28 protein-coding genes are annotated in these 23,110 nt (G+C 67.7%); 8 read left to right on the top strand and 20 right to left on the bottom strand.

The window, feature by feature from the left end:
• Positions 1-50: 50 nt before the first annotated feature.
• From AC3IYJ_RS01520 to AC3IYJ_RS01480, 9 genes are all read right to left on the bottom strand, one after another.
• Positions 51-863 carry a metal ABC transporter solute-binding protein, Zn/Mn family gene (locus AC3IYJ_RS01520; protein WP_489399516.1) on the bottom strand — a complete coding sequence of 271 codons (813 nt, stop codon included), beginning with the start codon at positions 861-863 and terminating at the stop codon, positions 51-53.
• Positions 821-1,702, bottom strand: a complete 882-nt coding sequence (locus AC3IYJ_RS01515; protein ID WP_489399515.1) for a metal ABC transporter permease — start codon at positions 1,700-1,702, stop codon at positions 821-823. The genes AC3IYJ_RS01520 and AC3IYJ_RS01515 overlap by 43 nt, the downstream gene beginning before the upstream one ends.
• Positions 1,699-2,337 (bottom strand): ATP-binding cassette domain-containing protein, encoded by a 639-nt coding sequence (locus AC3IYJ_RS01510; protein ID WP_489399514.1) that lies wholly within the window; start codon positions 2,335-2,337, stop codon positions 1,699-1,701. Before AC3IYJ_RS01510 ends, AC3IYJ_RS01515 begins: the two co-directional genes overlap by 4 nt.
• A gap of 141 nt (positions 2,338-2,478) precedes the next feature.
• Positions 2,479-2,688 carry a heavy-metal-associated domain-containing protein gene (locus AC3IYJ_RS01505; protein ID WP_489399513.1) on the bottom strand — a complete coding sequence of 70 codons (210 nt, stop codon included), beginning with the start codon at positions 2,686-2,688 and terminating at the stop codon, positions 2,479-2,481.
• 202 nt (positions 2,689-2,890) lie between these two features.
• A complete protein-coding gene (locus AC3IYJ_RS01500; RefSeq protein WP_489399512.1) occupies positions 2,891-3,346 on the bottom strand; it encodes a bacteriocin immunity protein in 456 nt (151 codons plus the stop codon).
• A gap of 65 nt (positions 3,347-3,411) precedes the next feature.
• Complete coding sequence (locus tag AC3IYJ_RS01495; RefSeq protein ID WP_489399511.1) at positions 3,412-4,518, bottom strand: mechanosensitive ion channel family protein; 1,107 nt, start codon at positions 4,516-4,518, stop codon at positions 3,412-3,414.
• A 278-nt stretch (positions 4,519-4,796) separates the two neighbouring features.
• Positions 4,797-5,609 carry an amino acid ABC transporter ATP-binding protein gene (locus tag AC3IYJ_RS01490; protein WP_489399510.1) on the bottom strand — a complete coding sequence of 271 codons (813 nt, stop codon included), beginning with the start codon at positions 5,607-5,609 and terminating at the stop codon, positions 4,797-4,799.
• Between the two features lie 7 nt (positions 5,610-5,616).
• Positions 5,617-6,417 (bottom strand): amino acid ABC transporter permease, encoded by an 801-nt coding sequence (locus AC3IYJ_RS01485; protein WP_489399509.1) that lies wholly within the window; start codon positions 6,415-6,417, stop codon positions 5,617-5,619.
• Positions 6,414-7,262, bottom strand: coding sequence for an ABC transporter substrate-binding protein (locus AC3IYJ_RS01480; protein WP_489399508.1), 849 nt, complete (start codon positions 7,260-7,262; stop codon positions 6,414-6,416). Before AC3IYJ_RS01480 ends, AC3IYJ_RS01485 begins: the two co-directional genes overlap by 4 nt.
• Positions 7,263-7,554: 292 nt before the next feature.
• Between AC3IYJ_RS01480 and AC3IYJ_RS01475 the strand changes: the two genes are divergently transcribed.
• The gene (locus tag AC3IYJ_RS01475; RefSeq protein ID WP_489399507.1) at positions 7,555-7,836 is read left to right on the top strand and encodes a hypothetical protein; all 282 of its coding nucleotides are present in this window, start codon (positions 7,555-7,557) and stop codon (positions 7,834-7,836) included.
• 96 nt (positions 7,837-7,932) lie between these two features.
• Here the strand turns inward: AC3IYJ_RS01475 and AC3IYJ_RS01470 are convergent, their stop codons facing one another.
• From AC3IYJ_RS01470 to AC3IYJ_RS01440, 7 genes are all read right to left on the bottom strand, one after another.
• Positions 7,933-8,694: a class I SAM-dependent methyltransferase gene (locus AC3IYJ_RS01470; protein WP_489402650.1), complete on the bottom strand. Its 762-nt coding sequence runs from the start codon at positions 8,692-8,694 to the stop codon at positions 7,933-7,935.
• Between the two features lie 94 nt (positions 8,695-8,788).
• On the bottom strand, positions 8,789-9,199 hold the full coding sequence (gene arr, locus AC3IYJ_RS01465; protein WP_489399506.1) for an NAD(+)--rifampin ADP-ribosyltransferase: 411 nt from the start codon (positions 9,197-9,199) through the stop codon (positions 8,789-8,791).
• A gap of 86 nt (positions 9,200-9,285) precedes the next feature.
• Positions 9,286-10,077, bottom strand: a complete 792-nt coding sequence (locus AC3IYJ_RS01460) for an alpha-ketoglutarate-dependent dioxygenase AlkB (protein WP_489399505.1) — start codon at positions 10,075-10,077, stop codon at positions 9,286-9,288.
• Complete coding sequence (locus AC3IYJ_RS01455; protein ID WP_489399504.1) at positions 10,061-11,290, bottom strand: hypothetical protein; 1,230 nt, start codon at positions 11,288-11,290, stop codon at positions 10,061-10,063. The genes AC3IYJ_RS01460 and AC3IYJ_RS01455 overlap by 17 nt, the downstream gene beginning before the upstream one ends.
• A gap of 299 nt (positions 11,291-11,589) precedes the next feature.
• Positions 11,590-11,826 carry a hypothetical protein gene (locus AC3IYJ_RS01450; RefSeq protein WP_489399503.1) on the bottom strand — a complete coding sequence of 79 codons (237 nt, stop codon included), beginning with the start codon at positions 11,824-11,826 and terminating at the stop codon, positions 11,590-11,592.
• Positions 11,827-12,168: 342 nt separating this feature from the next.
• Positions 12,169-12,336, bottom strand: a complete 168-nt coding sequence (locus tag AC3IYJ_RS01445; protein ID WP_489399502.1) for a hypothetical protein — start codon at positions 12,334-12,336, stop codon at positions 12,169-12,171.
• A gap of 17 nt (positions 12,337-12,353) precedes the next feature.
• On the bottom strand, positions 12,354-12,920 hold the full coding sequence (locus AC3IYJ_RS01440) for a hypothetical protein (protein WP_489399501.1): 567 nt from the start codon (positions 12,918-12,920) through the stop codon (positions 12,354-12,356).
• Positions 12,921-13,295: 375 nt separating this feature from the next.
• Between AC3IYJ_RS01440 and AC3IYJ_RS01435 the strand changes: the two genes are divergently transcribed.
• On the top strand, positions 13,296-13,688 hold the full coding sequence (locus AC3IYJ_RS01435; RefSeq protein WP_489399500.1) for a hypothetical protein: 393 nt from the start codon (positions 13,296-13,298) through the stop codon (positions 13,686-13,688).
• Between the two features lie 101 nt (positions 13,689-13,789).
• On the opposite strand, the gene AC3IYJ_RS01430 is transcribed toward AC3IYJ_RS01435, so the two are convergent.
• The 3 genes from AC3IYJ_RS01430 to AC3IYJ_RS01420 all read right to left on the bottom strand — a co-directional run bounded on the left by AC3IYJ_RS01430 (position 13,790) and on the right by AC3IYJ_RS01420 (position 16,944).
• A complete protein-coding gene (locus AC3IYJ_RS01430; protein WP_489399499.1) occupies positions 13,790-16,189 on the bottom strand; it encodes an ADP-ribosyltransferase domain-containing protein in 2,400 nt (799 codons plus the stop codon).
• A gap of 168 nt (positions 16,190-16,357) precedes the next feature.
• Positions 16,358-16,699: a hypothetical protein gene (locus AC3IYJ_RS01425; RefSeq protein WP_489399498.1), complete on the bottom strand. Its 342-nt coding sequence runs from the start codon at positions 16,697-16,699 to the stop codon at positions 16,358-16,360.
• Complete coding sequence (locus AC3IYJ_RS01420) at positions 16,696-16,944, bottom strand: hypothetical protein (RefSeq protein WP_489399497.1); 249 nt, start codon at positions 16,942-16,944, stop codon at positions 16,696-16,698. The genes AC3IYJ_RS01425 and AC3IYJ_RS01420 overlap by 4 nt, the downstream gene beginning before the upstream one ends.
• Positions 16,945-17,205: 261 nt before the next feature.
• On the opposite strand from AC3IYJ_RS01420, the gene AC3IYJ_RS01415 reads away from it, so the two are divergent.
• Positions 17,206-17,817, top strand: coding sequence for a DUF6461 domain-containing protein (locus tag AC3IYJ_RS01415; protein ID WP_489399496.1), 612 nt, complete (start codon positions 17,206-17,208; stop codon positions 17,815-17,817).
• A gap of 168 nt (positions 17,818-17,985) precedes the next feature.
• On the opposite strand, the gene AC3IYJ_RS01410 is transcribed toward AC3IYJ_RS01415, so the two are convergent.
• Entirely contained in the window at positions 17,986-18,585 is a 600-nt protein-coding gene (locus AC3IYJ_RS01410; protein WP_489399495.1) for an O-methyltransferase, read from the bottom strand.
• Positions 18,586-19,159: 574 nt separating this feature from the next.
• Here AC3IYJ_RS01410 and AC3IYJ_RS01405 point away from each other — a divergent pair.
• The 5 genes from AC3IYJ_RS01405 (at position 19,160) to AC3IYJ_RS01385 (ending at position 23,090) form a co-directional block, all read left to right on the top strand.
• On the top strand, positions 19,160-19,267 hold the full coding sequence (locus AC3IYJ_RS01405; RefSeq protein WP_489399494.1) for a putative leader peptide: 108 nt from the start codon (positions 19,160-19,162) through the stop codon (positions 19,265-19,267).
• Positions 19,268-19,565: 298 nt separating this feature from the next.
• Positions 19,566-20,675 (top strand): ABC transporter substrate-binding protein, encoded by a 1,110-nt coding sequence (locus AC3IYJ_RS01400; protein WP_489399493.1) that lies wholly within the window; start codon positions 19,566-19,568, stop codon positions 20,673-20,675.
• 71 nt (positions 20,676-20,746) lie between these two features.
• Complete coding sequence (locus tag AC3IYJ_RS01395; RefSeq protein WP_489399492.1) at positions 20,747-21,322, top strand: TetR/AcrR family transcriptional regulator; 576 nt, start codon at positions 20,747-20,749, stop codon at positions 21,320-21,322.
• Positions 21,323-21,409: 87 nt separating this feature from the next.
• Positions 21,410-22,198, top strand: a complete 789-nt coding sequence (locus AC3IYJ_RS01390; RefSeq protein ID WP_489399491.1) for an SDR family NAD(P)-dependent oxidoreductase — start codon at positions 21,410-21,412, stop codon at positions 22,196-22,198.
• Between the two features lie 172 nt (positions 22,199-22,370).
• The gene (locus AC3IYJ_RS01385) at positions 22,371-23,090 is read left to right on the top strand and encodes a VOC family protein (RefSeq protein ID WP_489399490.1); all 720 of its coding nucleotides are present in this window, start codon (positions 22,371-22,373) and stop codon (positions 23,088-23,090) included.
• Positions 23,091-23,110 lie beyond the last annotated feature (20 nt).

Below are 23,110 nucleotides of genomic sequence, written 5' to 3'. Positions count from 1 at the left end.
TGCCCGGGCCCATGGATCACGGTGCTACGGCATGCCCCGCGACGCCTGGATCACGAGGCCATGGCCTTCTTGAGCTCGGCCGCCGCGTTGCGGTAGACGGGCAGCAGGTCGAGGCCCTCACTCGGGTAGTTGACGATCTGCAGCTGCTTCGCGCCGGAGTCCGGGAGCACGGTGCCCGTCGACATGTGGGCGTTGTCCAGGACGAACGCCGGCTTCTTCGCGGACAGCTCGGCGAGCTGCGCCGGGGTGACGGCCTCGGGCCCGTAGGTACCCACGGGGGTGGCGCCCGCGAGCTTCGCGGCCCAGACGGTGAAGACCTGCGTCACGACGGAGGGGCTCTTGCCACCGGGCCAGGCGGCCTGGACGTCCTTGTTCAGCTTCGCGTACTCCGAGTCGAAGACGCTCTTCCACCTCGTGGCGGCGTCCGCCGTACCGAAGAGCGCACCCAGCTTGTCGACCTCGGCCTTGACCTTGTCGGGGTCGTTGTCGAGGCTCACCTCGACCAGCTTCGCCTTGGAGCCCGCGGCTTCCTTGATCTTCGCCGCGTACGGTTCGAACGGCGCGTAGAGCACGAAGTCGGCCTTGGCGACGGCGGCGAGGTCGGAGGGCTTCGGGTCGTAGTCGGGTGCGTGATGCACGGACCGCGGGACGATGACCTTGATGTCCTCGGCGCCGGCGGCCTTGGCGAAAGCGCCTTCCCAGGTGGTGGTCACGACCACGACGGGCTTCCCGCCGTGCGGGTGCGTGCCGTCGCGGCCGTCCGTTCCCGCGTCGGTCGACGCGTCGTTCCCGCAGGCGGCGGTCAGGAGCAGAGTCGTGCTCAGTGCGAGGAGGGAAATGGTGCGGACGCGGGTGCGCGCCATGAGCTGATTCTCCGTTCGGGTATGAAGTGCACGGCGAGGACGAGCGCCCCCGCCGTCAGGACGAGGACCGGGCCGGGCGGCCAGTCCAGCCACAGCGCCAGCAGGAACCCCGTCAGGTTGACGAAGACACCGATGCCGATGGCCCAGAGCGTGATCGACTTCAATGAGCTGCCCAGGCGACGGGCCGCGAGCGCGGGCAGCAGGGTCAGGGCGTCGACCAGGAGCGCGCCGGTCAGCTTGATCGCCCCGGCGACCGCGACGGCGACCAGTACGAGGAGGGCCGCGGTCAGCGCCCGCACCGGTACGCCCGAACACTGGGCGAGTTCGCGGTCGTAGAGCAGCAGGCCGATCTCGCGCCGCCGCCACCAGAACAGGCCCGGTACGGAGACGGCGAGTACGCCGAGCACGATCAGATCCGGCGTTCCGACCGACAGGATCGACCCCCAGAGCAGGGCGAAGGCACCGGAGGCGTTGACCCCCGTCACCGCGAGGAGCAGCAGCGCGGCCGCGATCGCCAGGCTCATCAGCAGCCCCATCGCGCCGGAAAGCCCGTCCGGGGTGCGGGCGAGCGGGGCGACGCCCGCACCGGCGACGGCGCAGGCTACGAGCGCGCACAGCATCGGGTCGAGACCGGTCAGCAGGCCGACCGCGATCCCGAACAGCGCGACGTGCATCATCGCGAAGCGCACCGGCATGATGTCGAGCCCGACGATGACCACCCCGACGACCGGCAGTCCGACCGGCGCGAGCAGCAGGGCGATTCCGGCCCGCTGCACGGGGACCAGCTGCAGGAGGGTGCCAAGATCGGCCGTGGCGAGGTTCTCTGTCATCGCCGTCATCGCCGGACTTCCCGCAGACGCCCGGCCGCCATCTCCAGCACCCGGTCGCACCGCTCGGCCAGGGTGCGGTCGTGGGTCACCACCACCAGCGTCACCGGCAGGGAGGTCAGGACGTCCGCAGCCTCGTCCTGTCCGTCGAAGTCGAGGGCGGCGGTCGGCTCGTCCGCCAACAGCACCTGGGCTCCGGCGGCGACGCATCCGATCGCCCTGGCCAGGTACATGCGCTGCAACTGGCCGCCGGAGAGGGTGTGCAGGGGGCGCCCGGTCAGCTCCGCGACACCGAGCCGGTCCGCCGCCTCGGCGGCGTCCGCGGGAGCGGTGCTGCTGGCCAGCAACTCGGAGCCGAGCAGCGGGAACCGGCCCGCCGCGGGCTTCTGCGGGATCCAGGCACAGGCCCTGCGCCGCCACGCCCACTCCGCCGGCGAGCCGGTGCCCCGTCCACCGACCGTGATCGAGCCCGTCACCTGCCGGTGGAGACCCAGCACGGCACGCAGGAGCGTGGTCTTGCCCGAACCGTTGGTCCCGGTCAGCGCCACGCGCTCGCCGGCCGCGATCTCCAGATCCACCTCGGCGACCGCCTCCACGCGGCCGTGCCGGCAGGCCACTTGGCGCATGTGCACATCCAACCCGCCCATTGCACCCACCTCGATCCTTACGTAGCAGCGGGAGCGCGAGAGGATGCCCAACCGTCGCCCACGCCGCAGTAGTCGGACAGCGGACGCCCCGGGTTCCCGAGGATCGCCCATCGGTTCGCGGACTTCCGCCGACGACCTGGATCAGGGAGCGTCGGTGACGCCGTAGCCCGCTTCGACGATCACCTGACGAATCAGACCGTCGTCGAGACGCACGGCTTCGACCGTGACGGCCTTCGCCCCGAGATCCACGAAGACGCGGCTCACCCCGGGAACAGCGGATACTTCTTTCGTGATGCGGCCGGCGCAGTGGCCACAGGACATGCCGGTCACCTGGTAGGTCTTCTCCGTCATTGCGTCACTTCCTGATGCGGATGGCGATGGGCCGGACGCCGTGGTCCGGCGAGCTCTCCCAAGTGGTCGCATCGAGAAGCGTTCTGGTTTCCGCAATTTCCGGATCGACGCCATCGAGGTCCCCGCCGCGGGCCGCGGACGCGAGGCGACGCCCCGGCCGCGCCACGCGACAGGCCACGACCGGCCGACTTTCCCGCACAGCTCAGAGCGCGATCGGTCGGTACTCCAGAGCCTCATTGATGATCTGCTCCGCAGATGAGTCCTGAAGGTTGTCGGAGGGGCGGAATACCAGGTCACTCACCCGGGGATGCGACACGTTCGCCTCCAGGAGCCGCAGATAGTAGACGCTCTCCGGGTCGGCCGTCAGGAGTCTGCGGACGATCTCGACGAGCTCGTCCCGAGTGATGTCCGCGATCACGGGGAGGGCCGGCCGGGCCGCCTCCCTCGCGAACTCCTCCAGGCTCCTGCTTCCGTCGTACTCGGCGAAGTCGAGGGCCACGTAGCCGTGACCGGTCATCGCGTTGAAGGCCTCGATCGCCTGACCTGCTCCCTCCGGACGGGCTTCCAGCAGCTCAGCGATCCGCTCCACCTCGGCGCACAGCTCGTCCAGCCGCTGCTGACTCACGGGCGGTGGCAACAACTCCGGTCTCAGGTCCACTGCCGCATTATGTCCGCCGACGCCGACACTCCTGCCCTGTCCGGCCCGCCGGAATCCGGCTCCCGCTACCGCCCGTTGTCCGCCAGTGCCGAGGGCGGAGCCTCGCGCTGGTGCGGGAACGGCGTCGGCGGTGCGGGCAGGGCTTCGTCCTGGTGGAGCGTAACGGTCCGCGTGGGGGCGGGGATCGAGATGCCCTCTTCCCGGAACCGCCGGTGCAGCCGCTTGATGAACTCGTGCTTGATCCGGTACTGGTCGCTGAACTCGCCGACGCCCAGGATCACCGTGAAGCCGATCCTGGAGTCCGCGAACGTGTGGAAGCGGACGGCCCCTTCATGGTCGGGCACCGCGCCGTTGATGTCGGCCATCACCCCGTCGACCACGTCGAGAGTCACCCGCTCGACGTGCTCCAGGTCGCTCTCGTAGCCCACTCCCACCTGGACGAGGATCGACAACTGCTGCTCGGGCTGAGTGAAGTTGGTCATGTTCGTCCGCGCGAGCCGCCCGTTGGGGATGATCACGAGGTTGTTCGACAGGTTTCGGACCACGGTGTTGCGCCAGTTGATGTCGACGACGTAGCCCTCCTCACCGCTCGTGAGGCGGATGTAGTCACCGGGCTGCACCGTCTTCGAGGCGAGGATGTGGACGCCGGCGAAGAGGTTGGCGAGGGTGTCCTGCAGGGCCAGCGCGACCGCCAGACCGCCCACCCTGAGGGCGGTGAGCAGGGGCGCGATGGACACGCCCACGGTTTCGAGAGCGACGAGCAGGCCCATCGCGAGCACCACGCCCCGCGTGATGTTGACGAAGATGGTGGCCGATCCTGCCACTCCGGTCCGTGTCTGGGCCACGGACTGGACGAGACCCGCGACGACCCGGGCCGCGCCGAGCGTGGCCATGAGGATCAGCAGGGCGGTCAGTGAGTGGGTCACCCAGCCGGAGAGGCGCGCAGTGAGGGGAAGGGTCGAGGCGGCCACGGCGGCACCCCCGATGACGGCCGCTCCCGGCGCGAAGGTGCGCAGCCCTTCGACGATGATGTCGTCCCCGCTCCACCGTGTCCGCAGCGCGTGCTTGCCCAGCCACCGTACGAGGGCACGCAGGAGGAGACCGGCCAGGGCGCCCGCGGCGAGCGCGATGCCGGCGACCAGCCAGTCGTGCAGGACGAGATCCCGGGTCAACGGACGACCTCCGCCCCTCGCCGGACCGGAGAAGCGGCGGCGGGAGCTGCCGCCCGCCGTATGAGGTGTGTCGTCACCTTGTCACCTGTCAGTTCGTCGTGCGGGAAGCCACGTTCGGACGCGCGTGCGCATCCGGAACGGGCTGCCATCCTGCCCCATGGGCACGGCGGCGCCGCAGGTGGGCCGGGTTTGCCGTCCGCCGTCCTGGCGCGCGGAGCGGAGGCCGCTCCGGGGCCCGGCAGGATTCAGACGTCCTCGCCCGGCCGCGTGCCCTCGCCCTAGCCCTCGCCCTCGGCTCGGGGCGGCTCGGCCGCCGCCGGGTCCAGGATGCGGTCGAGGAAGCTCCTGGTCCGTTCCTGCCGGGGATCGCCGATCACCTGCGCCGCCGGACCCTGCTCGACGATCACACCCCCGTCCATGAACACGACCCGATCCGCGACCTTGCGGGCGAAGCTCATCTCGTGGGTGACGACCATCATCGTCATGCCCTCGCTCGCCAGGACCCTCATCACCGCCAGCACCTCGCCGACCAGTTCGGGATCGAGCGCCGAGGTCGGCTCGTCGAAGAGCATCACCTCCGGTCCCATGGACAGGGCTCTGGCGATCGCCACCCGTTGCTGCTGGCCGCCGGACAGCTGGGCGGGGAAGGCCGCGGCCTTGTCGGAGAGGCCGACGCGTGCGAGGTTCTCGCGGGCCACGGCCGCGGCGCTGGTCTTGTCCCTGCGCAGGACCCGGCGCTGGGGCAGGGTGAGGTTCTCCGCGACGGTTACGTGAGGGAAGAGGTTGAACTGCTGGAAGACCATGCCGATGCGGCGGCGTACGGCGTCGATGTCCACGTCCAGGTCGGTGACCTCGGTGCCTCCGACGAAGACCCGTCCCTCGCTGGGTTCCTCCAGTAGGTTCACGCAGCGCAGTAGCGTCGACTTGCCCGAGCCGGACGGCCCGATGACACACACCACCTCGCCCCGCGCGATCTCCAAGTCGATGCCGCGAAGCACGTGGTTGTCGCCGAAGGACTTGTGCAGTCCGCGGATCTCGATCTCCGGGCCGTCCGTGGCCATCGCGTCCACCGCTTCCGTCTCCTGTGGCATCTCGTCCTCACGTGGCCTTGGCCGCGCGGGCTTCCAGCCGGCGCACCACGAAGCTCAGCGGCACGGTCACCAGGAGGTAGCACAGGCCCGCGACCAGGATCGGGGTGGAGTTGGCGCTCTGACTGGCGAGGTCCCGTCCGAACTTGGTCAGTTCCCGCTCCTGCAATGTCACACCGAGGAACAGGACGAGCGAGGAGTCCTTGAACAGCAGGACCAGTTCGTTCGTGAGCGGCGGGATGACGATGCGGAAGGCCTGTGGAATGACGATCGAGACCATGGCGCGGGCGTGAGAGAAGCCCAGCGAGCGGGCCGCTTCCAACTGCCCCTTGGGGACCGCCTGGATGCCGGCCCGAATCGTTTCCGCCATGTAGGCGGCGGCCACCAGGCCGAGGCCGAGTGCGACCTTGCCGTACGTGCCGCCGGGGATCGCGGTACCGGGGAACGCCAGTGGCACCGCCACGCCGACGAAGATGAAGATCAGCAGGGCCGGGAGGCCCCGGAACAGTTCGATGTAGACGCCGGCGACCCACCGGTAGGGGGCCACCGAGGACAGCCGCATCATGGCGACGACCAGGCCGAGGACCAGGCCGAGGAGGAACCCCGACATCGTGTAGACCACCGTGTTGCGCAGGGCCGTGGTGATGATCTCCGGGAAGAGCCGCAGCGCCAGGTCCTTCTGGGCGAACTGGTTCTGCAGCCGGCCCCAGTCGGCGGTCACGCCGATCAGCACCAGCACGGCACCGAAGAGCGCGTACTGCACGCCCTGCGAAACGCGCCGACGCTGACGGCGGGTCAGCCGAGAGGTCACGGCGCGGCCTGGGGCAGCGGGCCGATCCACTGCTCGTAGATCTTCTTGTAGGTGCCGTCGGCCTTGGCGTCGGTGATCGCCTTGTCGATCGCGGCCACGAGCGCGGTGTTGCCCTTCTTCACCGAGAAGCCGTACTTCTCGCCCGTGTCGATGTTCTGCGCGAGGGCGAACTCGGCCGCGTTCTTGGGGTCCTTGAGCCAGCCCTGGACGACCGGGTAGTCGATGACGACGGCGTCGACCTGACCGGTGCGCAGTCCGTTGATCACCGCGTCGGAGCTCTCGAAGGCGACGGGGTCGAACCCCTGGCCCTTGGCGTAGCTCTCGCCGGTGGTCTCGGCCTGCGCGCCCAGCTTCTTCGACTTCGCCTTGAGATCGGCCAGCGAGGTGACGCCGCTCTTCTTGGTCACGAGCAGCGCCTGGGTGGCGTCGAAGTAGGGCACGGAGAAGTCGACGTTCTTCTTGCGCTCGTCGGTGATCGTCATGCCGGCCGCCGCGAGGTCGCACTCGCCGGAGTTCAGGAAGGCCCCGGTCTTGAAGTTCTCGAAGGGCGTGTCGAGGATCTTCTGCTCGACCTTGAGACGGCTCGCCACCAGGTCGACCAGGGCCACATCGAAACCGACGACCTTGCCGTCCTTCTCGAACTGGAATGGCGGGTACGGCAGGTGGGTGCAGGTCGTCAGCTTGCCCTTCTCGACGACCGGCACTCCGCCGGCCGCCTCACCCGGGCCGTCGCCGCCCGAGGAGCATCCCGAGAGGAGGAACGCACCCGCCGCGGCGGCTGAGGCCGCGACGCGGATACGGAGGCTGTTGCGGCGACTGCGGCTTCCTCTGGCCGTCCGGGACACGGTTGACCTCCACGAGTGCGGGGTGAGCGGCGATCACGGAACGCGACCGTCCGCCGAGATCGTAGGCCACGGGCGGCGCCCGCTGAGGGACCTTCGGCGATGCGTTCCGGGGACCCTGGCGCAATCCGCGAGGATCCGGCCATGATCCCGTCCGGGGTTGGTCTGATCGGTCGGATCTTCCGGTGGGTCGTGCCGGGACGTTCCGGGGCGGTCACGGATCCGAGGTTATGAAGGAAATCGGATGACAGTTTCGTCATCCGACCATCCATGAGTATCGATCCTCGGGAGTCACATGGTGCGCCCCATCAGAGCAGCCCCTCTCGGCACGGCCACCGCGCTGGTCACCCTTCTCGCCTGCGCCTCCGTCGCGGCCGCCGCGATGGACACCGATTCCGCCCTCGACAGGGGCAAGGACCGGGTCATCACACTCACCGGCCGACTCGCGCAGCAGACGCGTTTCCCCGTCAACCCCGGCGGAGCCCCCGCCCAGGGCGATCGGACCGTCTTCCGCTCGGTCCACGCCGACACGATCGCCCCGGGCACCAGGCGCTTCACGATCGACCTCGACCGCTGACTGACCCCACGCCCCCACCCGGGTGAGAAGGCCGGCCCGTCCGCGGTCGGTGTCGAGGTCCGCTCAGGTCCTCCCCGGCGCGGGCGTACCGCGCGTTCAGGCCGCGCCGAGGAAGACGTACGCCGTCATCGGCGCGGCAACCGGCCCCGCACCCAGACGGGCCGTCACCTCCTCGATGACGGTGGCCCGGACGGACGGCCCGCCGCCGCGCTCCTCGACAGCTGCACGCACCGGCGTCCCGGTGAGGAACCCGATGGCGACGTCGGCCGCCGACGCGGCCCGGCCCTCCAACGTCAGCTCCTGCTCCTCCTCGACACCGAACCCCGCTGCCACCAGGTCGGCGGCCACCACTGCGGGGTCGGCATAGCCGTGCGGGACCGTTGGGAGGAACTGCGGAGAGTCGACCGGAAAGGCCCGCTCCAGCCCTGCCTGCACCGCGGCGTCGAAGGCGTGCGACCCGAGCGGACCCCAGGTGTTGAACAAGAACCGGCCGCCAGGGGCCAGCACCCGGCGGACCTCGGTGAAGGCCGCGACCCGGTCGGGGAAGAACATCACACCGAACTGGCAGACCACCAGATCGAAGCCTCCGTCCGGGAACGGCAGCCGCTGCGCGTCGGCCTGCCGCCACACCGCGCCCGGGGCCCGTGACGCCCCGAAGGCGACCATCGCCCCGTTCAGGTCCGTGGCAGTCACCTCGGCCGACGGCGCCGCCGCGAGCAGGAGGGACGTCAAAACACCGGTACCCGCAGCCAGTTCGAGGATCCGCCGAGGCCGGAGCGCCGCTGCCCGGGCAGCCAGGTCCTCGGCGAAGGGCCGGAAGAGCACTGGCACCAGGTACTGCTCGTAAGCCGCCGGCATGGACTCGGACCACCGCCGGTCGGCGTCGCTTCCCGTCACCTTCCCCACGGTAACGCCGCCCCGAGAACCCCCTGACGCGCCGCGCCGCCGCCCGCTAGTTGATGATTTCGGCGCGCTCATCCAGATGGATCGCGGCCAGCCGCTCTCGCCACATCTGGAGAGCTTCGGGTGTCTGTCGCGTCCAGTCGGTGACCTCAGCGACGATCCGGAGTGGTCCCCTGCTGCGGTAGGAGCGTGTGGGATTGCCGGGGAACTTCTTGTCGGTGACGTTCGGGTCGTTCTCGAACTCCCCGGTCGGTTCGACGAGATACACCCGCGGGGCCCCGTCGCCAGCGGCGAGTTCGGCGGCGAGTCCCGCGCCGTCGCGCAATGCGGTGAAGTAGATGTGGTTCATCACGATTTCGGGCCGGTAGTTGGAACGGAAGCCGGCGGTGAGGTGATCCCCGACCTTCAGCTCCGCCCTTGTGCCGTGAAAGAACGGCCCCTCGTCCAATACTTCGCTCATCTCTGCAGGCTATCAAACGAAGCTGTCGTGACGGCGACTCATCCAGGACGGTTCGGACGTCGTGATCAAAGCAGCCTCAGCGAATTTCAGACAGGCGGCATCAGATCGCTTTCGCTTATGGTGTAAGTCAGCGGGGGGTAGATGAAGTCCGTTTCGTTGTTCTCGCGGCGCCGTAGTTGATAAAACTCATGCCTCTGCTCGTCGTCGCCCGACGTCAGACGCACATCCTGTGGAAGGTATGCGTTTCCGTCGCGAAACCTGACGAAGGTTTTCGAGGTTCGAAATGTCACACCCAGCCATTGGTTGTCCACCGTCCGGCCAGGCGCGTCCAATATGATTTTGTGCTTGAGTCGCCGATTCGAGTCGACGGAGAACACGACGACACTGTTGTGGGCGAGGGGGATCTCGAACTTGGCGCCACCGGAACCCTTCTTGGCGCCACCGGAACCCTTTGATTCGAAGATCAGCTTCCTTGGCTGGCCCGCTTCGGGATGTTGGTAGCAGGAGAATACGGCGATATACGACCCGTTGGCCAGATCGAGGGCTTGGTCGGAATGGCTGCCCATGGTGGTGTAAGCGTTCGTGTAGCTCTCGATGAGGGCGTTGTTGAGCTCCACCGGAAGCGCCGCGCGTTCTTGAATGCGTCGCGCCAGCCGTTCGTGCACTGACCGGAAACGCTGCGTCGGGCTGTTGTACCGAGTGGTGGTGCGTACGAGGGGTACACCGTGCGCCTCGTCGATCCTGCTGAGCACGGCGCCTCGTCGGCCTTTTCCTACGTCTTCCAAAAGAGCCGACGCGGACAACTCGGCGAAGAGATTCTCCTCGGTGGGCAAAGAGTACGAGAGGATCTCATCCGAGATCCTAGATTCGGGGGGCAACGTAGTCTCCCGTGTTCATGCTGAAGTCAAATTTGTCGCCGTAGTCAATGAAGGACGAGGTCCTGTTCTCCTCGGCATACAACCTGCGCAGCTCGTCCATGCCGTCCGTTGTGGGTGGCCCCAGCTTCACCAGATCTCCGGCCACCTTCAGGAACGTTTGGCCGTCCTTGTGAACGGCCTCGGCGCTCGAGCAACGCACCACGTATCCCAGGCGGGTCGGGAGCAATTCGGCGTCCAACGTTGAGGGGCGGATCTCGTGCGCATACAGGCGGTTGGTGGACAGCGGCATGAAGAAAACGGAGCCGGGGTAAAGGGTCACCGTGAACTGCTGGGGGAGCGCAACCCCATCGCGTTCTTCGGACGCCTCCTTGAGGCGGAAGTGGAGCTTCGTCAGCCCGCTGGCACCCTTCACGCCGTAGTCGAAGGCGTCTTCGTCCAGAGGTTGCAGTTTTTCGAGCCGGTCGTAGAAGGTGCAGAAGGCCATGATCCCGTTGACGGGCATGTCTTTGGTCTTGTCGGCATGGGACGAGATCTTTGCCTTGGACTGCTTGCGCTCTGCCGTGGCCAGGGCGTTGTGGTAGATCTGAGCGAGGACATGATTCAGCGATGCCTGGTTCCGGAAGACGGAGGCGGCCTCGTGGTTCAGAGCCTCAACGATGTGCGTGTCGGTCGGGCGGAAGGTTTCGGTTGGCCCGGAGAAATTCGTGGAACACCGGAGTAGGCGGAAATGCAGTTCGCCGCTGATTTGCGTGACGGGCGTCAGGTAGATGCCGCTGCGATGGGCTGTTCCAGGCTTGGTGGACTCGGTCAGGGACTGGAACGCGTGCTCCGAACGGATCCGCTCGAAGTGGTCGGCGTCGAGTTCGAAGAAGCGGCGGTAGTACACGCCGACGCCGTGTACGAGGATGGGAACCCGGCCGGCATCGACGAGGGTCCAAGGATTGTCGACGTCCTCGTGGTAGCCGTGTGACAGCTCGCGGATGACGAATACCCGGGCAGCGGCATGGATTTGGCTGCGGCTGATCCTGGATATGTCGCCACACAGGTAGACGGTCTTCTGTGCGAGATTGATCGAACCGGAAGCAAGGTCCTCCGGTGTGACGGTGGACCCGAAGAAGTCCCTGATCAGATCGCTGTCTTGCAAGATTGGAGGCGCAACCAAGGTGTTGCTCGCGTCCTCGATGCAGGCTTCCGTCAGCTCTTCTCTGCACATCAAACGGTACCTGCCATTCGCGAACCTTGGTGGAGTATTCAAAATCGTGGACACGGCAACAGCCCGCACTCCTTCATGTGCGCTGCGAAGCACAACGAAAGGAGACGGGCCATTGAACCTTGATGCTCTCACGAGGGCTTGACTCACCGCCAGGACCTACCCGCCCGTACAGGATCGCCGAAGCTCCGGGACGGGTGCGCTTGACGACGCGTGGGTAGGGGCGGTGGCGGCGCGCTGGGTTGCAGTTTCGGCGCGCGGCAAGCGTGGCGAGGGCATCCGCCGTGATCGCTTCCCAGTGCTCAGGAGGGGAAGACCGCCGCCCCGGTGGCGGTGCGGCGGACGATTTTGAGGGTTCTGAGGAAACTGATCCGGTCCGGGTCGATGTCGGCGCCGGTTGCGGCCTGGTAGATCAGGGAGTTGATCGCGTAGTGGACCAGCAGGTAGGCCCAGATCTCCTGGTGGACCAGGTCCGGGCTATTGGACCAGTTCTCCGCCGTCGCGGTCAGGGACGTCGTACTCGACGATCCGCACCACATGGGCGGCGGCCGGGTCCGGCTTCGCGCCGGATTTCACGACGTTCAGTGGCTCTTCCCGCTGGCGGCCGCGCAGGGGGGGATCAACAAGGGCCGACAGATACGTACCGTCGGACAGGACCTTCAGGACCGGCAGGGCAGAGCACTGGCCAAGATCAGAGGTAGAAGCCTCGATCGGCCAGCAGCAACCAGTCGGTCGAGATCGAGGGCAGCAGCGTGGCCACCGTCGCCTTCTCGCTGCGGTTCCACGGCGGCAACCCTAGCCGCGCGATTGATGTGCCCCAGTACCTGGAAGTTTGCAGTCAGGGGGTTGCTGTCAAACGGTTCGGGCACAACCGGGAAGGATCACTGCTCCGACGACCCCGTGATGATCGCCAGGGGGATGCCCACGGCCATGAGCGCCACGCCGGCCAGGGCGAATCTGATGACGTATCCCCGTTCCTCCCTTTGGGTGCGGTGGAGATCGGCGAGCAGGTCGGTGCGGGGCAGCGGGTTGACGATCGTCGTGGCCATCCGGCGCTTCGTGACCGTCAGGCCCGCGGCGGTGGGGATCGCGGTGCCGCCGACGATCGTGAGGGGTGCGCCTTCCCGTACGAGCCGCTCCGAGAAGTCGAATTCCCGGCAGGGGAGCCGCCTGTAGTGGGTGTAGCCGGAGAGGCCCGTACCTGGGGCGGGAGATTCTTCCAGGCGGAGAAGAATCGACTGGCCTGCCCGTCCCAGGATTCGCGCAGCCTCGAGTCCTCGACCACGAGGTCGCTCACCTGCTCGTCCCGCAGGAGCGACGAATCGACCAGGAGGGCGCCCGTACCGTCCCGGAGGGCCGGCAGCGCCGAGGTGATCTGCCACACCACGTGGGTGGTCTGCCCGCCCTGGTCGCCCGGATCCACGGTCGCCAGCAGTTCCGCGTGGTACCAGACACAGGCCTCGCCGGAGAACGGCGCGATCAGCGGACCACCGGGACCGGGCGCCAGGAGTCCCTCGACGGCCTGTCTGCGGGCTCCGGCCCGCCACTGCGCGATCGGCTGCAGCGGTGTGCGCGAGACCAGCCGATGCCGGCGCCAGGCCCCCCAGGCCTCCAGCTCGAACACTCCGGCCACGACCAGAAACAGGAGTCCAAGAAACGCCACTATCCCGGCCAGAACCGTCAGACCAAACCCCCAGTTGACCGGTGACGGCGGCCGATCCTAGCGGCGGGCTCGTCACATGAGGAGACATGTTCACGGCCCTCTCCGCTCCGCACGGCACCCCCGTCAGGTGCGAGGCACCCGTCGCGTGGCCGTGGTGGACGCCGAGCCGGAGGGAGTCGTCACGGTGCAGTAGGAAGAGGTGGAGACTTCGGGGTCGCCCGTCCCCCGACCGCAGGCCCGGCCACGGTGCGGAGCTGTGGGGCGCGGCTTCCGATCACATGTGCGCCCGAGCCCCAGGCTTTGGGGCACCTGGCCTGGGACGGGGGCCCCGGCTACCCTCCATGGGTGGAACGCGCAGAGGTACTCAAGCGAGTGATCGGCATCCTCACCGAGGCCCAGGACATCCGGCGGGCCGTCGAGACCGGGCAGGAGGACGACGGCGGCGCAGACGGCGACGACCCGGCGCGCGGAGCGACGACGGCCCGGGTGGCCACGACGCTCCTGAACGAGATGCTGCCGTCGATCAGCGTCCCGGCCGACTCCACTCCCCAGCAGGTGGCGGCCCTGGTAGCCGAGGCCCTGGGCCCGGCCCTGCACACGATGGTTTCCGGATTCAGCCTGGCGTTCACCAGCCTCGCGATCGCCCACGATCACGGGCGTACGGACGTCACCGCCATCGAGGTCCTCCAAGAACTCGCCCTCGAGGTCGAGGCAGGAGCCTACGACGAGGGACCCTAGGCCCTGTCGTCAAAGTGCCGCGTCGGGATCCGTCAGTGCCTTGCCGGGCTGACCGAGGTGGTGGCGCGGTTGGCCTGCAGGCGCGTTGCCCGAAGAGGCGGTCAGGACACCATCGGAGCTGCGTCCACCTCGGTCAGCTTGACCGTGCACAGTCCGCCGCGTTCGCTCTTCACGTCCGTCACCTTGAGCTGAGTGCCCGGCGTGAGGATGTACTCCTCCTCGCCGGTGAAGGCGGAGAAGCCCCTGATCCCGACGGCGTGGGCGGGCGTCACCTCGAAGAGCGTCCGCTTGCCGCGGCTCCCCAGGAAGGACCGGGCCACCTTCAGCTCGGAGGTGCACGACGAGACGCCCCACCAGGTGACCGTCTGGCCCACCGGGTACTGCGCCCGCAGGTCCAGCGACACACCGCGCCACAGGGGCTGCGTGTGCGCGGGTAGCCCCGACACCGCGGAGAAGAGCAGCCGCAGGTACGGCAGGTAGGGCGTGACCCTGGTGCGGTCCGCGGATCGAAGGACCGCGTTGATCTCGCGGTAGAAGGCGGACTCGCAGGTGTAGAGGTACAGCGCGGCTATCGCGTCGGCGGACAGACCGCCGGACAGACCGCCGGACGTCTCGTCCGCACGCCGTTTGCCGAAATCGCGTGACCGGACGATGTGTCCGGCGAGCCCGGACAGCGTTTCGGCGACCGGTGCGACGGCGTCCTGGAAATCCATCAGCGGCGTATCGAACACGCCGGTGATCGCGGGGAGGACCAGGCCCTCGTCCTTGACGCTGGTGAGCCTCTCCAGGTACAGCTGGTGCAGGTTCATCGTCGACTCGATGAAGGTGCCCATGCGCGCCGCCACACCACCGTCCGCGCCGGCCGCCCCCGCGTTCCACCCCTTGCTCGGCAGCCAGTCGATCACATCGGTACCCAGCGAGGCGAGGGCCTCGTTCACCATGGCGAAGTGATCGCCCTCGCAGAAGATGTCTCCCTGCGCTGCCGGGTTCGTGTGGTCTATGTGCCGGACCTCGACGTCCGGGTACTTCTCCTGCAGCCGTAGGACGACCCCCTTCAAACTACGGGCGTGCGCACCCCACCAGGCGAACACGACTCCGCGGTCCTCATCGTCGGCGTCCTGCTTGGCCTTGAGGATCTCCTCGACGATCCGTTCGGCGACGGGCCGCCAGAACGCCGTGTGCTGGTCGGCGCCCATCGCCCCGTCCCCGCTGGCCGTGAGGGAGGCGTTCAGCAACAGCACGCCCTGCGTGAGCATCGCCTGGAACCACTCCGGCGGCTGGACGGTGTCCCGCTCCTTGAGCAACGCGCGAATGTCGGCGATGGGCGTCTTCTTGGCGATGCCGTACTTCCACATCGCTGCCGCCTTGATGATGCAGCGGATGCTGATGACCCTGCCGAACTGGCTGTCCTTCCAGTCGTTGAAGGTGTTGTCGAACATGGCTATGCCGGTCGCGCTTTCCGGCCGCGGGTAGGGGTTCTGGCCGAAGGCGACGACCTTCCACTTGTGTGGCGGATTGGGCTTGAGCGCCTGGAAGGTCAGCTCGCGGACGGGGACGATCTCAGGGCTGCGGCCCTTCCCGATGAACCGTGCGGCGTCCGGCAGTGCCTCGATCACGGGCTTCAGGAGCGGAAGCCAGGGCTCCCCGCCACCGTCGAATAGTTCGGTGAGGACCAGTGGGTCCTTCGCGTTGGGCTGGGTCGGCTCCGCGCCGTCGTCCGCGCCGGTGCCCGCATCGGTCACGGGGGAGGGGCTCCCGGTCGTCGTGGTCGAGGGATGGACATGGCCGGCGGGGTGGTCGACGGGGTGGCCGGGGAGGTGGTCGGCAACGACAGGCTCAGCGGCCTTCGGCGGCACGATGCGCACACGTTCCTCGACGGGGGCGTTCTCTATGCCGTTGAGCTGAGTGATGATCGTGGTGCGCAACTCGTCGTCATCCTCGAACCAGTGGTCCTGGAAGAGCGTGTAGCCGGTCCACATCAGATTGGTGCACACCCTGGCCGGGACCCGACCCGTCTGCGCGCCCATACCGACCAGCGCCACGGAGCGGATGCTGCCCGGCGCCTGCTGGTTCTGCCGGTGTACGGCTTGGAACGCTGCGGCGCAGGCCAGTGCCACGTTCAACGTGGCACTCACGTTCTGCGAGGACCGCACCATGGTCGGCGTCGATATCAGGTATCGGGGGGCGGTTGCTCCCGACGGGACGCAGACCGCGCTGCCCACCGGGAGGGATCCGGCGAACCGGTCGCGGATCGCGCGCTGTACACGTAGCTGGATGCCGGATCCGAGGTGGCGCTTGATGACGGCGTCGACCCCGCCGTCCATCCGGCCTCGGGAGTTCGTCGGGGTGACCCAGGCATCGACGTCCTCGTCGAGGATCGAGCCCCTGCGGATCTCGATGCCGGGGGTATCCGCGAAGGCCGCCCGCCATGCCTCCACGACACGCTCGTTCACGTCTGTCAGCACCACCCTCAGCGTGGGCTGAAGACTGCTCTCGATCATCGTCCACTCCCGTCGAAGACACCCTTTGCAACACCTCGAACCTAACCGCCACCACTGACAACGGGGCTCCGTGAAGGTGTGGCTGACCAGCCATCACGACTCGGGGAAGAGGCGTGATGGCCTCCCTCTCCCGAAACCGAGCAAGGCGTACGCGTACGGTCGGATCGATCAACTCCCGGTCAGGACAGCCGCCGAGAGTCCGCCGAAAACGGCGAGGACCACGGTCGTGAGCGCCGCGCAGGTGAGGAGCACCAGCCGGCCGCCGATGATGCCGAGCAGCGCCGTGCCCCGCCCGTGTCGTCGCCGACGTGTGCGTCCCACGTGGCCGGTGACCACGGCGAGCAGTCCGCACACCACTGCCCCGGTCAAGGTGAGTTGCGGAAGCATCCATCCGTAGAGGGTCAGGAAACTCATCAGCAGTGCGACGCCGCTCATTGCGGTGTACGCGCTGATCCGGGCCGGTCGGTTGACGGGCAAGGCGGTCTCCGTCTGACCAAGGCTGTCGTTCATGCCGTCACTTCCGAGGGCCTGCTGCGGCGGGCCGCGAGCAGTCCCGTGCACACCAGGAGCGCCAGGGCGAACAGCGTCCCGGCCACGAGGAAGGTCCAGGTGGGCCAGCCGGAGGAGGTGTATCCCGCCTCGTACGGGGACGCGGCGCAGCTCGTGGTCGAATCGCACACGATGTGCTTGCCCGCCCTCGCCATCAGGCCCCAGAGGAGGCCGTAGAGGGACAACAGCAGTGCGCCGATCGTCATGACTGCCGGTACGGCGTACCAGCCGCCGTGCGGGCGACGCCGCGCGGACGCCGCCGGCGAACCGTACGGATGTGCAGGCAGCGCACGAGCCGGGTGCGTCGGACGCATCAAACGCCTCCGATGAGTCGAGGTCAGGGACCCGCCCATCCTTGCCCGTCAACGGCCCGACGGCATGAGTGCGGATACTCAGACGCCCGGACAGGTCCCCAACGGCTGCCACTGCCACTGCCACTGTCAGTGACAGGAGCAAAGATGGGTGGCATGACGAAGACCGGGATGGACTACGTGTGGTTCGAGAACGACTTTCCAGACCTTTCCGAGGCCTACTGCTTCACCCTCGTGCGGGGCCTGTCGCCCGCTGAACTGGTATCCCGCCTGGATGGCCGACCGGAGGCTCCCTTGCAGGGCATAGCTGCGGTCGTCGACGCCGCCTTCGCCCGTTACGACCTGGAGGATGGTGACCGTCAGCTGGTGGCCATGACGACCGTCGGTGATTGGATCCTGCTGATCGAGCCCAACGGCTACCTCGGGGTCACCGAAGAGCGAGCATTGCCGGCCTCCGCCGGCGCGAGCTGGATCTCTCATTTCCTCAACGTCAACGCCGTCGGCACGTTCCTCTGGGCCGAGGACCAGTCCCTGCGACTCTGCTTCGACCCCATGTTCCCCGAAGACCGCTGGGGCACCACCCCCGACGAACTGCTCAACGTCATGACTCGCATCGGCTTCTACGTCGACGGCGAAGCACCGGAATCCGAGATGGACCTTTCCTCACCTGCAGCGTTCGCCCTGGCGGAACACCTCACCGGCATCGCCATCACTCCCGAGCTGCTCCAGGACACGACGTTCACCTGCGCCACCGTCCAGACCCGCTGACATCGTCCGTCGGCTCGCCCACGTCCGGGCCCATGGACAGGGCGTGCACGATGGCGCGGTGACGAACATCAGTGACAAGCACGTAAAAGTCCACTTCCGGATGGACATGGATGAGGAGGGGGGCACGGCTGCCTGGCGCGCTGCAGCAAGGTGACGAAGATCGCCTGCTCAGGCTCTGCGGTTGGCGTCGGAGGCTGACCGTACCGCCATGAGAAGCCCAGTCGCCCAGGCGATACGGACGGAGCGGAAGTCCTCTCGTTGCTCCAAGTCACTCAGCAGACGTTCGACCGATGCACCGCGGCCCTCTGGCCAACCGGGCTGCGCGAGGAGATCGTCGATCAAGTACGTTCCGCCGGGGGCCACGAGTTCCAGGGCCCGCTCCAGGTGCGTGAACTTTCCGGGCCAGGTATCCGCGAACACCAGATCGAATGGTTCTCCGCCGTAGTTCTGCAGCCATTCCCCGCCGTCTGCGGTCACGAAGGTCACCCGTGAATCCGACCGCAACTGCTCGCGGGCGACCCTCTGCACAGGCTCGTCCAGTTCGACTGTGACCAGACGAGAGGCGCTGTCCATCCCGCTCAGGAGCCACGCGGAGCCTTCGCCCACACCCGTGCCGAGTTCGAGGAAGCGGCCGCCGGGTCGCGCCGCCGCAAGGAGGGCCAGCATGCTGCCGGTGCGCTCCTCACAGGACATGGTGAAGCCCTGCTCGCGCGCCGCGGCACGCAGGCCTGGCAAAGAGGCCGGGATCCGGCTCGGAGTGTCGTCCATCGGGCGATGATGCAGCCGTCGAACCTCCCACGCAACGGCTTTCGCCAGCGGGGAACCGGAGCTCGCCACGGCCGTGGCCCTGCATGCTCTGGGTCGCCACGACCAGGCGAAGGCAGAGGCCGCGCGGGCGCTGCCACATGCGAGCGGTACCTCCATCCAGCGCACCTCCGCGTCGGCGAGATCCACGCTTTGCTCGCCCGTATCGCATCCGACTGATACGACCACCGCGCAGATGCCTCGCCCGATCCAGGACCCTTGGATCTGGGACGTGGCACTTGGGGAGCCACCCGCACAGGCTGTGATGAGGGCATCCGGTCAGATGCTGAAGAACCAGCCCGCGCGAACGGCGACTCCCGGCCCGGGCCGGGCCGAACTCGCCCTAGGCCAGTAGGAGATCCGACACCCGCAGGCGTTCGAAACCATCGGCTGGGGCCGGGAATCCGGGCCGCCCGGCCACTCACGCGTGTTCGTGCGGCTGCGTGCGCTCGTCCATCATGTGGGCAAGCTCTTGGGCGGGCGGCTCCCGTCTGCCAGTATTCCTATCAACCAGGTCGGAAAACTAGGGAGTTGTGAGATGGCCGTGCGAACACCGCACCATGCACGCCGTCTGCTCACCCCTCTTACTTCCCGTCGGCACATCGACCTGGTTCGCACGTCCAGCGCCATCTGTCAGTCTGCCTGACGTCATCCGTAGGGCCCGGCTCCACCCGCAGTGGGCCGTCGTGCGCTTCGCCTGCCCGGTTTCCGTCGGCCGGGCACCCCTTCGGCGGACCTCGCCGCCCCGCGCAACCTTCGCGCGCGGCCTGCGATGTGCAGCGGCTCGACGCCCACTCCGCGGGTCTCCGCGAGACCTTTCCACTTCTCGGCCCGCTGCGGCGTTCCATCACCTGCGGCTGGGAGTGGGTGCCGTGCGTGCCGATGACGTCGCATCGGCTGTCTCTCCGCCTTCCCGAACGCCCATCCCGTGAAGGGACACCTTCGTGTCTGCCGCCAGACCGCTCACCACCCTGCGACCCATCGCCGTAGCAACGGCGCTTCCTCTCCTGCTCACGGCCTGCGGCTACCGTATTGAGGCGAAGAAGGAGGACGGCAAAACGCACCTCGCCGCCGAGGTCGGAAAGCCGTTGTCGGCTTCGGAGGTCCGTATCGGTTACTTCCCGAACCTGACTCACGCCACGGCGCTGGTGGGTCTGCAGGAGGGGCTGATCCAGAAGGAGCTGGGCGGCACCACGGTCAAGCCGCAGACCTTCAACGCCGGACCCTCCGAGATCGAAGCCCTCAACGGCGGTTCTCTCGACATCGGGTTCATCGGCCCCTCCCCGTCGATCAACGGCTACGTCAAGTCCAAGGGCTCCAACCTGCGGATCATCTCCGGATCCGCCTCCGGCGGCGTCAAGCTGGTCGTCAACCCGGACAGGATCAAGACCCTGGACGACCTCAAGGGCAAGAAGATCGCCACCCCGCAGAAGGGGAACACCCAGGACGTCGCGTTCCTCAGCTGGATCGCGGAGAAGGGCTGGAAGGTCGATCCCGAGTCCGGCAAGGGCGACGTCTCCGTCGTGCGCACCGACAACAAGGTCACCCCGGACGCGTTCAAGCAGGGCTCCATCGACGGCGCCTGGGTCCCCGAGCCCACCGCCTCCAAGCTCGTCACCGAGGGCGGCAAGGTCCTTCTCGACGAGGGCTTCCTGTGGCCGGAGAACAAGTTCGTGATCACGAACATCGTCGTGTCGCAGAAGTTCCTCAAGGAGCACCCGGACGTGGTCGAGGCCGTTCTGCGCGGCACGGTGAAGACGAACGGGTGGATCCACGCCCATCAGGACCAGGCGAAGGCCTCCGCGAACACCAAGCTCGCGGCGGACACCGGTAAGCCTCTCGACGCGGAGGTCATCGACCCGGCGTGGCCGAGCCTCTCGGTCACCGACGACCCGCTGGCCGCGACGCTGAAGAAGCAGGCCGACCACGCGGTCAAGGCCAAGTTCATCGAGCAGCCCGATCTGAACGGCATCTACGACCTGCGGATCCTGAACAAGGTGCTCAAGGCGACGGGCAAGCCCGAGGTCTCCGACGCCGGCCTCGGCGCCAAGTAGGTCGGTGCGGCGCCGAGCCGATCGGTACTTGAATTCTTGACCTGTGGGTCAAGAATCGATAGCTTGACGTCATGGGCAGGCCGAAAAGCTTCGAACCGGACGCGGTCATCGCACAGGCGATGGAAGTGTTCTGGACCAACGGCTACGCAGGAACCTCCCCCGCCGACCTCGCCGAGGCCACCGGGGTGGCCAAGGGCAGCCTGTACCACGCCTTCGGATCCAAGCGCGAGCTGTTTGGCAAGGCCCTCGAGCTCTACGATCGCGTCGGCTCCGAGATGACCGAGGAGCTCCTCGCGCGGCCCGGCGCCACCAAGGAGTGCATCCGTGACTACCTGGCCCTCCTGGTGGACACGGACCTGAACGGGCCCGTCCGGCGTGGCTGCCTCGGCGCCAACACCGCGCTGGAGCTCGGCGGTCGGGACGAGGAGGCCACCCGGGCGGTGCAGCGCATGGCGGAGCACACCATCCAGCTCCTCACGGCCCGCATCGAGCAGGGCCGGCGCGACGGCGATGTCGCCCCCGAGGTCGACGCCAAGGCGCAGGCGCAGTTCCTCCTGAACACGATCGTGGGACTGCGCGTCATGGCGAAGACGTTCGACAGGTCGACTTTGCGCGGAATCATCGACAGCGCTCTGGCGGGTCTCTGACCTGTTATGCCCTTGGCGGGGCATTTTTTACGCCCTAGTTTTTGACCTGCAGTTCAAGAAAGCCTGCAATCGCAAGAAAGTGGAGTCATGGACCTCGGAATCACAGGGAAGACCGCCATCGTCACCGGCGCGGGCCGAGGCATCGGCCTGGCCATCACCCAGGCGCTGGCCGCGGAAGGCGTCAGGGTGGTGGGCGCCGCACGCACCATCACTCCGGAGCTGGAGAAGGTCGCCGCCGCCACCGTGGCGGTCGACCTGAGCACGCGCGACGGGGCGACCAGGGTGGTCGAGGAGGCGATCGAGGCGGTCGGCGGGATCGACTTCCTGGTCAACAACGTCGGTGCGGGCGATCCGGACAAGCTGACCCTGGGCAGCTTCCTCGACGTGGACGACGAGCAGTGGCAAGCCGTCTTCGACCTCAACCTGTTCAGCGCGGTCTGGACGACCCGGGCAGCGTTGCCGAGCATCCTGGAGCGCAAGGGGGCGATCGTCAACATCTCGTCGATCAACGCCCGCGTGCCCGCCGGTTCACCGGTCGGCTACGCCGAGGCCAAGGCGGCCCTGAACCAGCTCAGCAAGCGGCTCAGCGAGGAACTCGCACCGCGCGGCGTGCGCGTCAACACCGTTTCCCCCGGCGTCGTCGCGAGCCCGCTGTGGACCGACCCGAACGGCTTCGGCGGCAAGGTGGCCGACGCCCACGGCGTCAGCCACAGCGAACTGCTCGCGAACATTCCCAGCCAGTTCGGCCTCGCCTCGGGACGCATCACCACACCCGAGGAGGTGGCCGACCTGGTCGCCTTCCTCCTGTCCGAGCGCGCCGCCAACATCCACGGCGCCGACCACGTGATCGACGGCGGCACCCTCAAGGCCGGCTAGAGCGCTTCTACGAGCGGTGCCTGGCATGGGCCCAGGCACCGCTCCAGGACCTCTGCGCATGCACCGCGGATGCGGATCTGGAGGATGAACGGGGCCTTATCCACTTGACCGGGCGGCAACGGCTGGGCAGTCTCCAGCACGACCCCACCTGCCCGTACCGGGAGACCTACGGATGACTTCTCGCCTGCACGCGCTCTGCTTCGACGCGCACGACCCGCTCCGTCTCGCGCGCTTCTGGGCGGACTTTCTCGGCTGGGAGACGTCCGACGACACCTCCGACGGCATCACGCTCCTTCCCAGTGATGACACCGGGTTCCGGCTCCGCTTCCTCCCGACCCAGAAGCGGAAGACCGGCCAGAATCAGATGCACTTCGATCTGACGAGCACGTCCCTCGACGACCAGAAGCAGGTGGTGGAGAGGGCCATCCAACTCGGCGCCAGGCACATCGACATCGGCCAACGCCCGGAGGAAGGGCATGTGGTGCTCGCCGACCCCGAGGGCAACGAGTTCTGTGTCATCGAGCCCGGCAACAGCTTCCTCGCCGACTGCGGATTCATCGGAGCGCTGGCGGGCGACGGCTCGCAGGAGACCGGGTACTTCTGGAGCCGGGCACTGGGTTGGCCACTGGTCTGGGACCAGGACCAGGAGACCGCGATCCGTTCACTGCACGGTGGTCCGAAGGTCACATGGGGTGGTCCGCCCCTGATGCCGAAGAGGGGGAAGGAACGGCTGCACTTCGACCTCGCTCCGCCGGCCGGCGGTGACCAGCAGGCGGAGGTCGACCGGCTCGTCTCCCTCGGGGCAACGCGCATCGACGTAGGCCAAGGGGACGTCGACCGGGTGGTGATGGCCGACCCCGACGGTCACGAGTTCTGTGTGCTGCCCTCCTGACAGGTCCCGGAACGGGGCCC

Source organism: Streptomyces sp. GL_140, assembly GCF_057834465.1.
The sequence above is the reverse complement of the archived record's forward strand: the minus strand, read 5'-3'. Positions and strand labels throughout refer to the sequence as shown.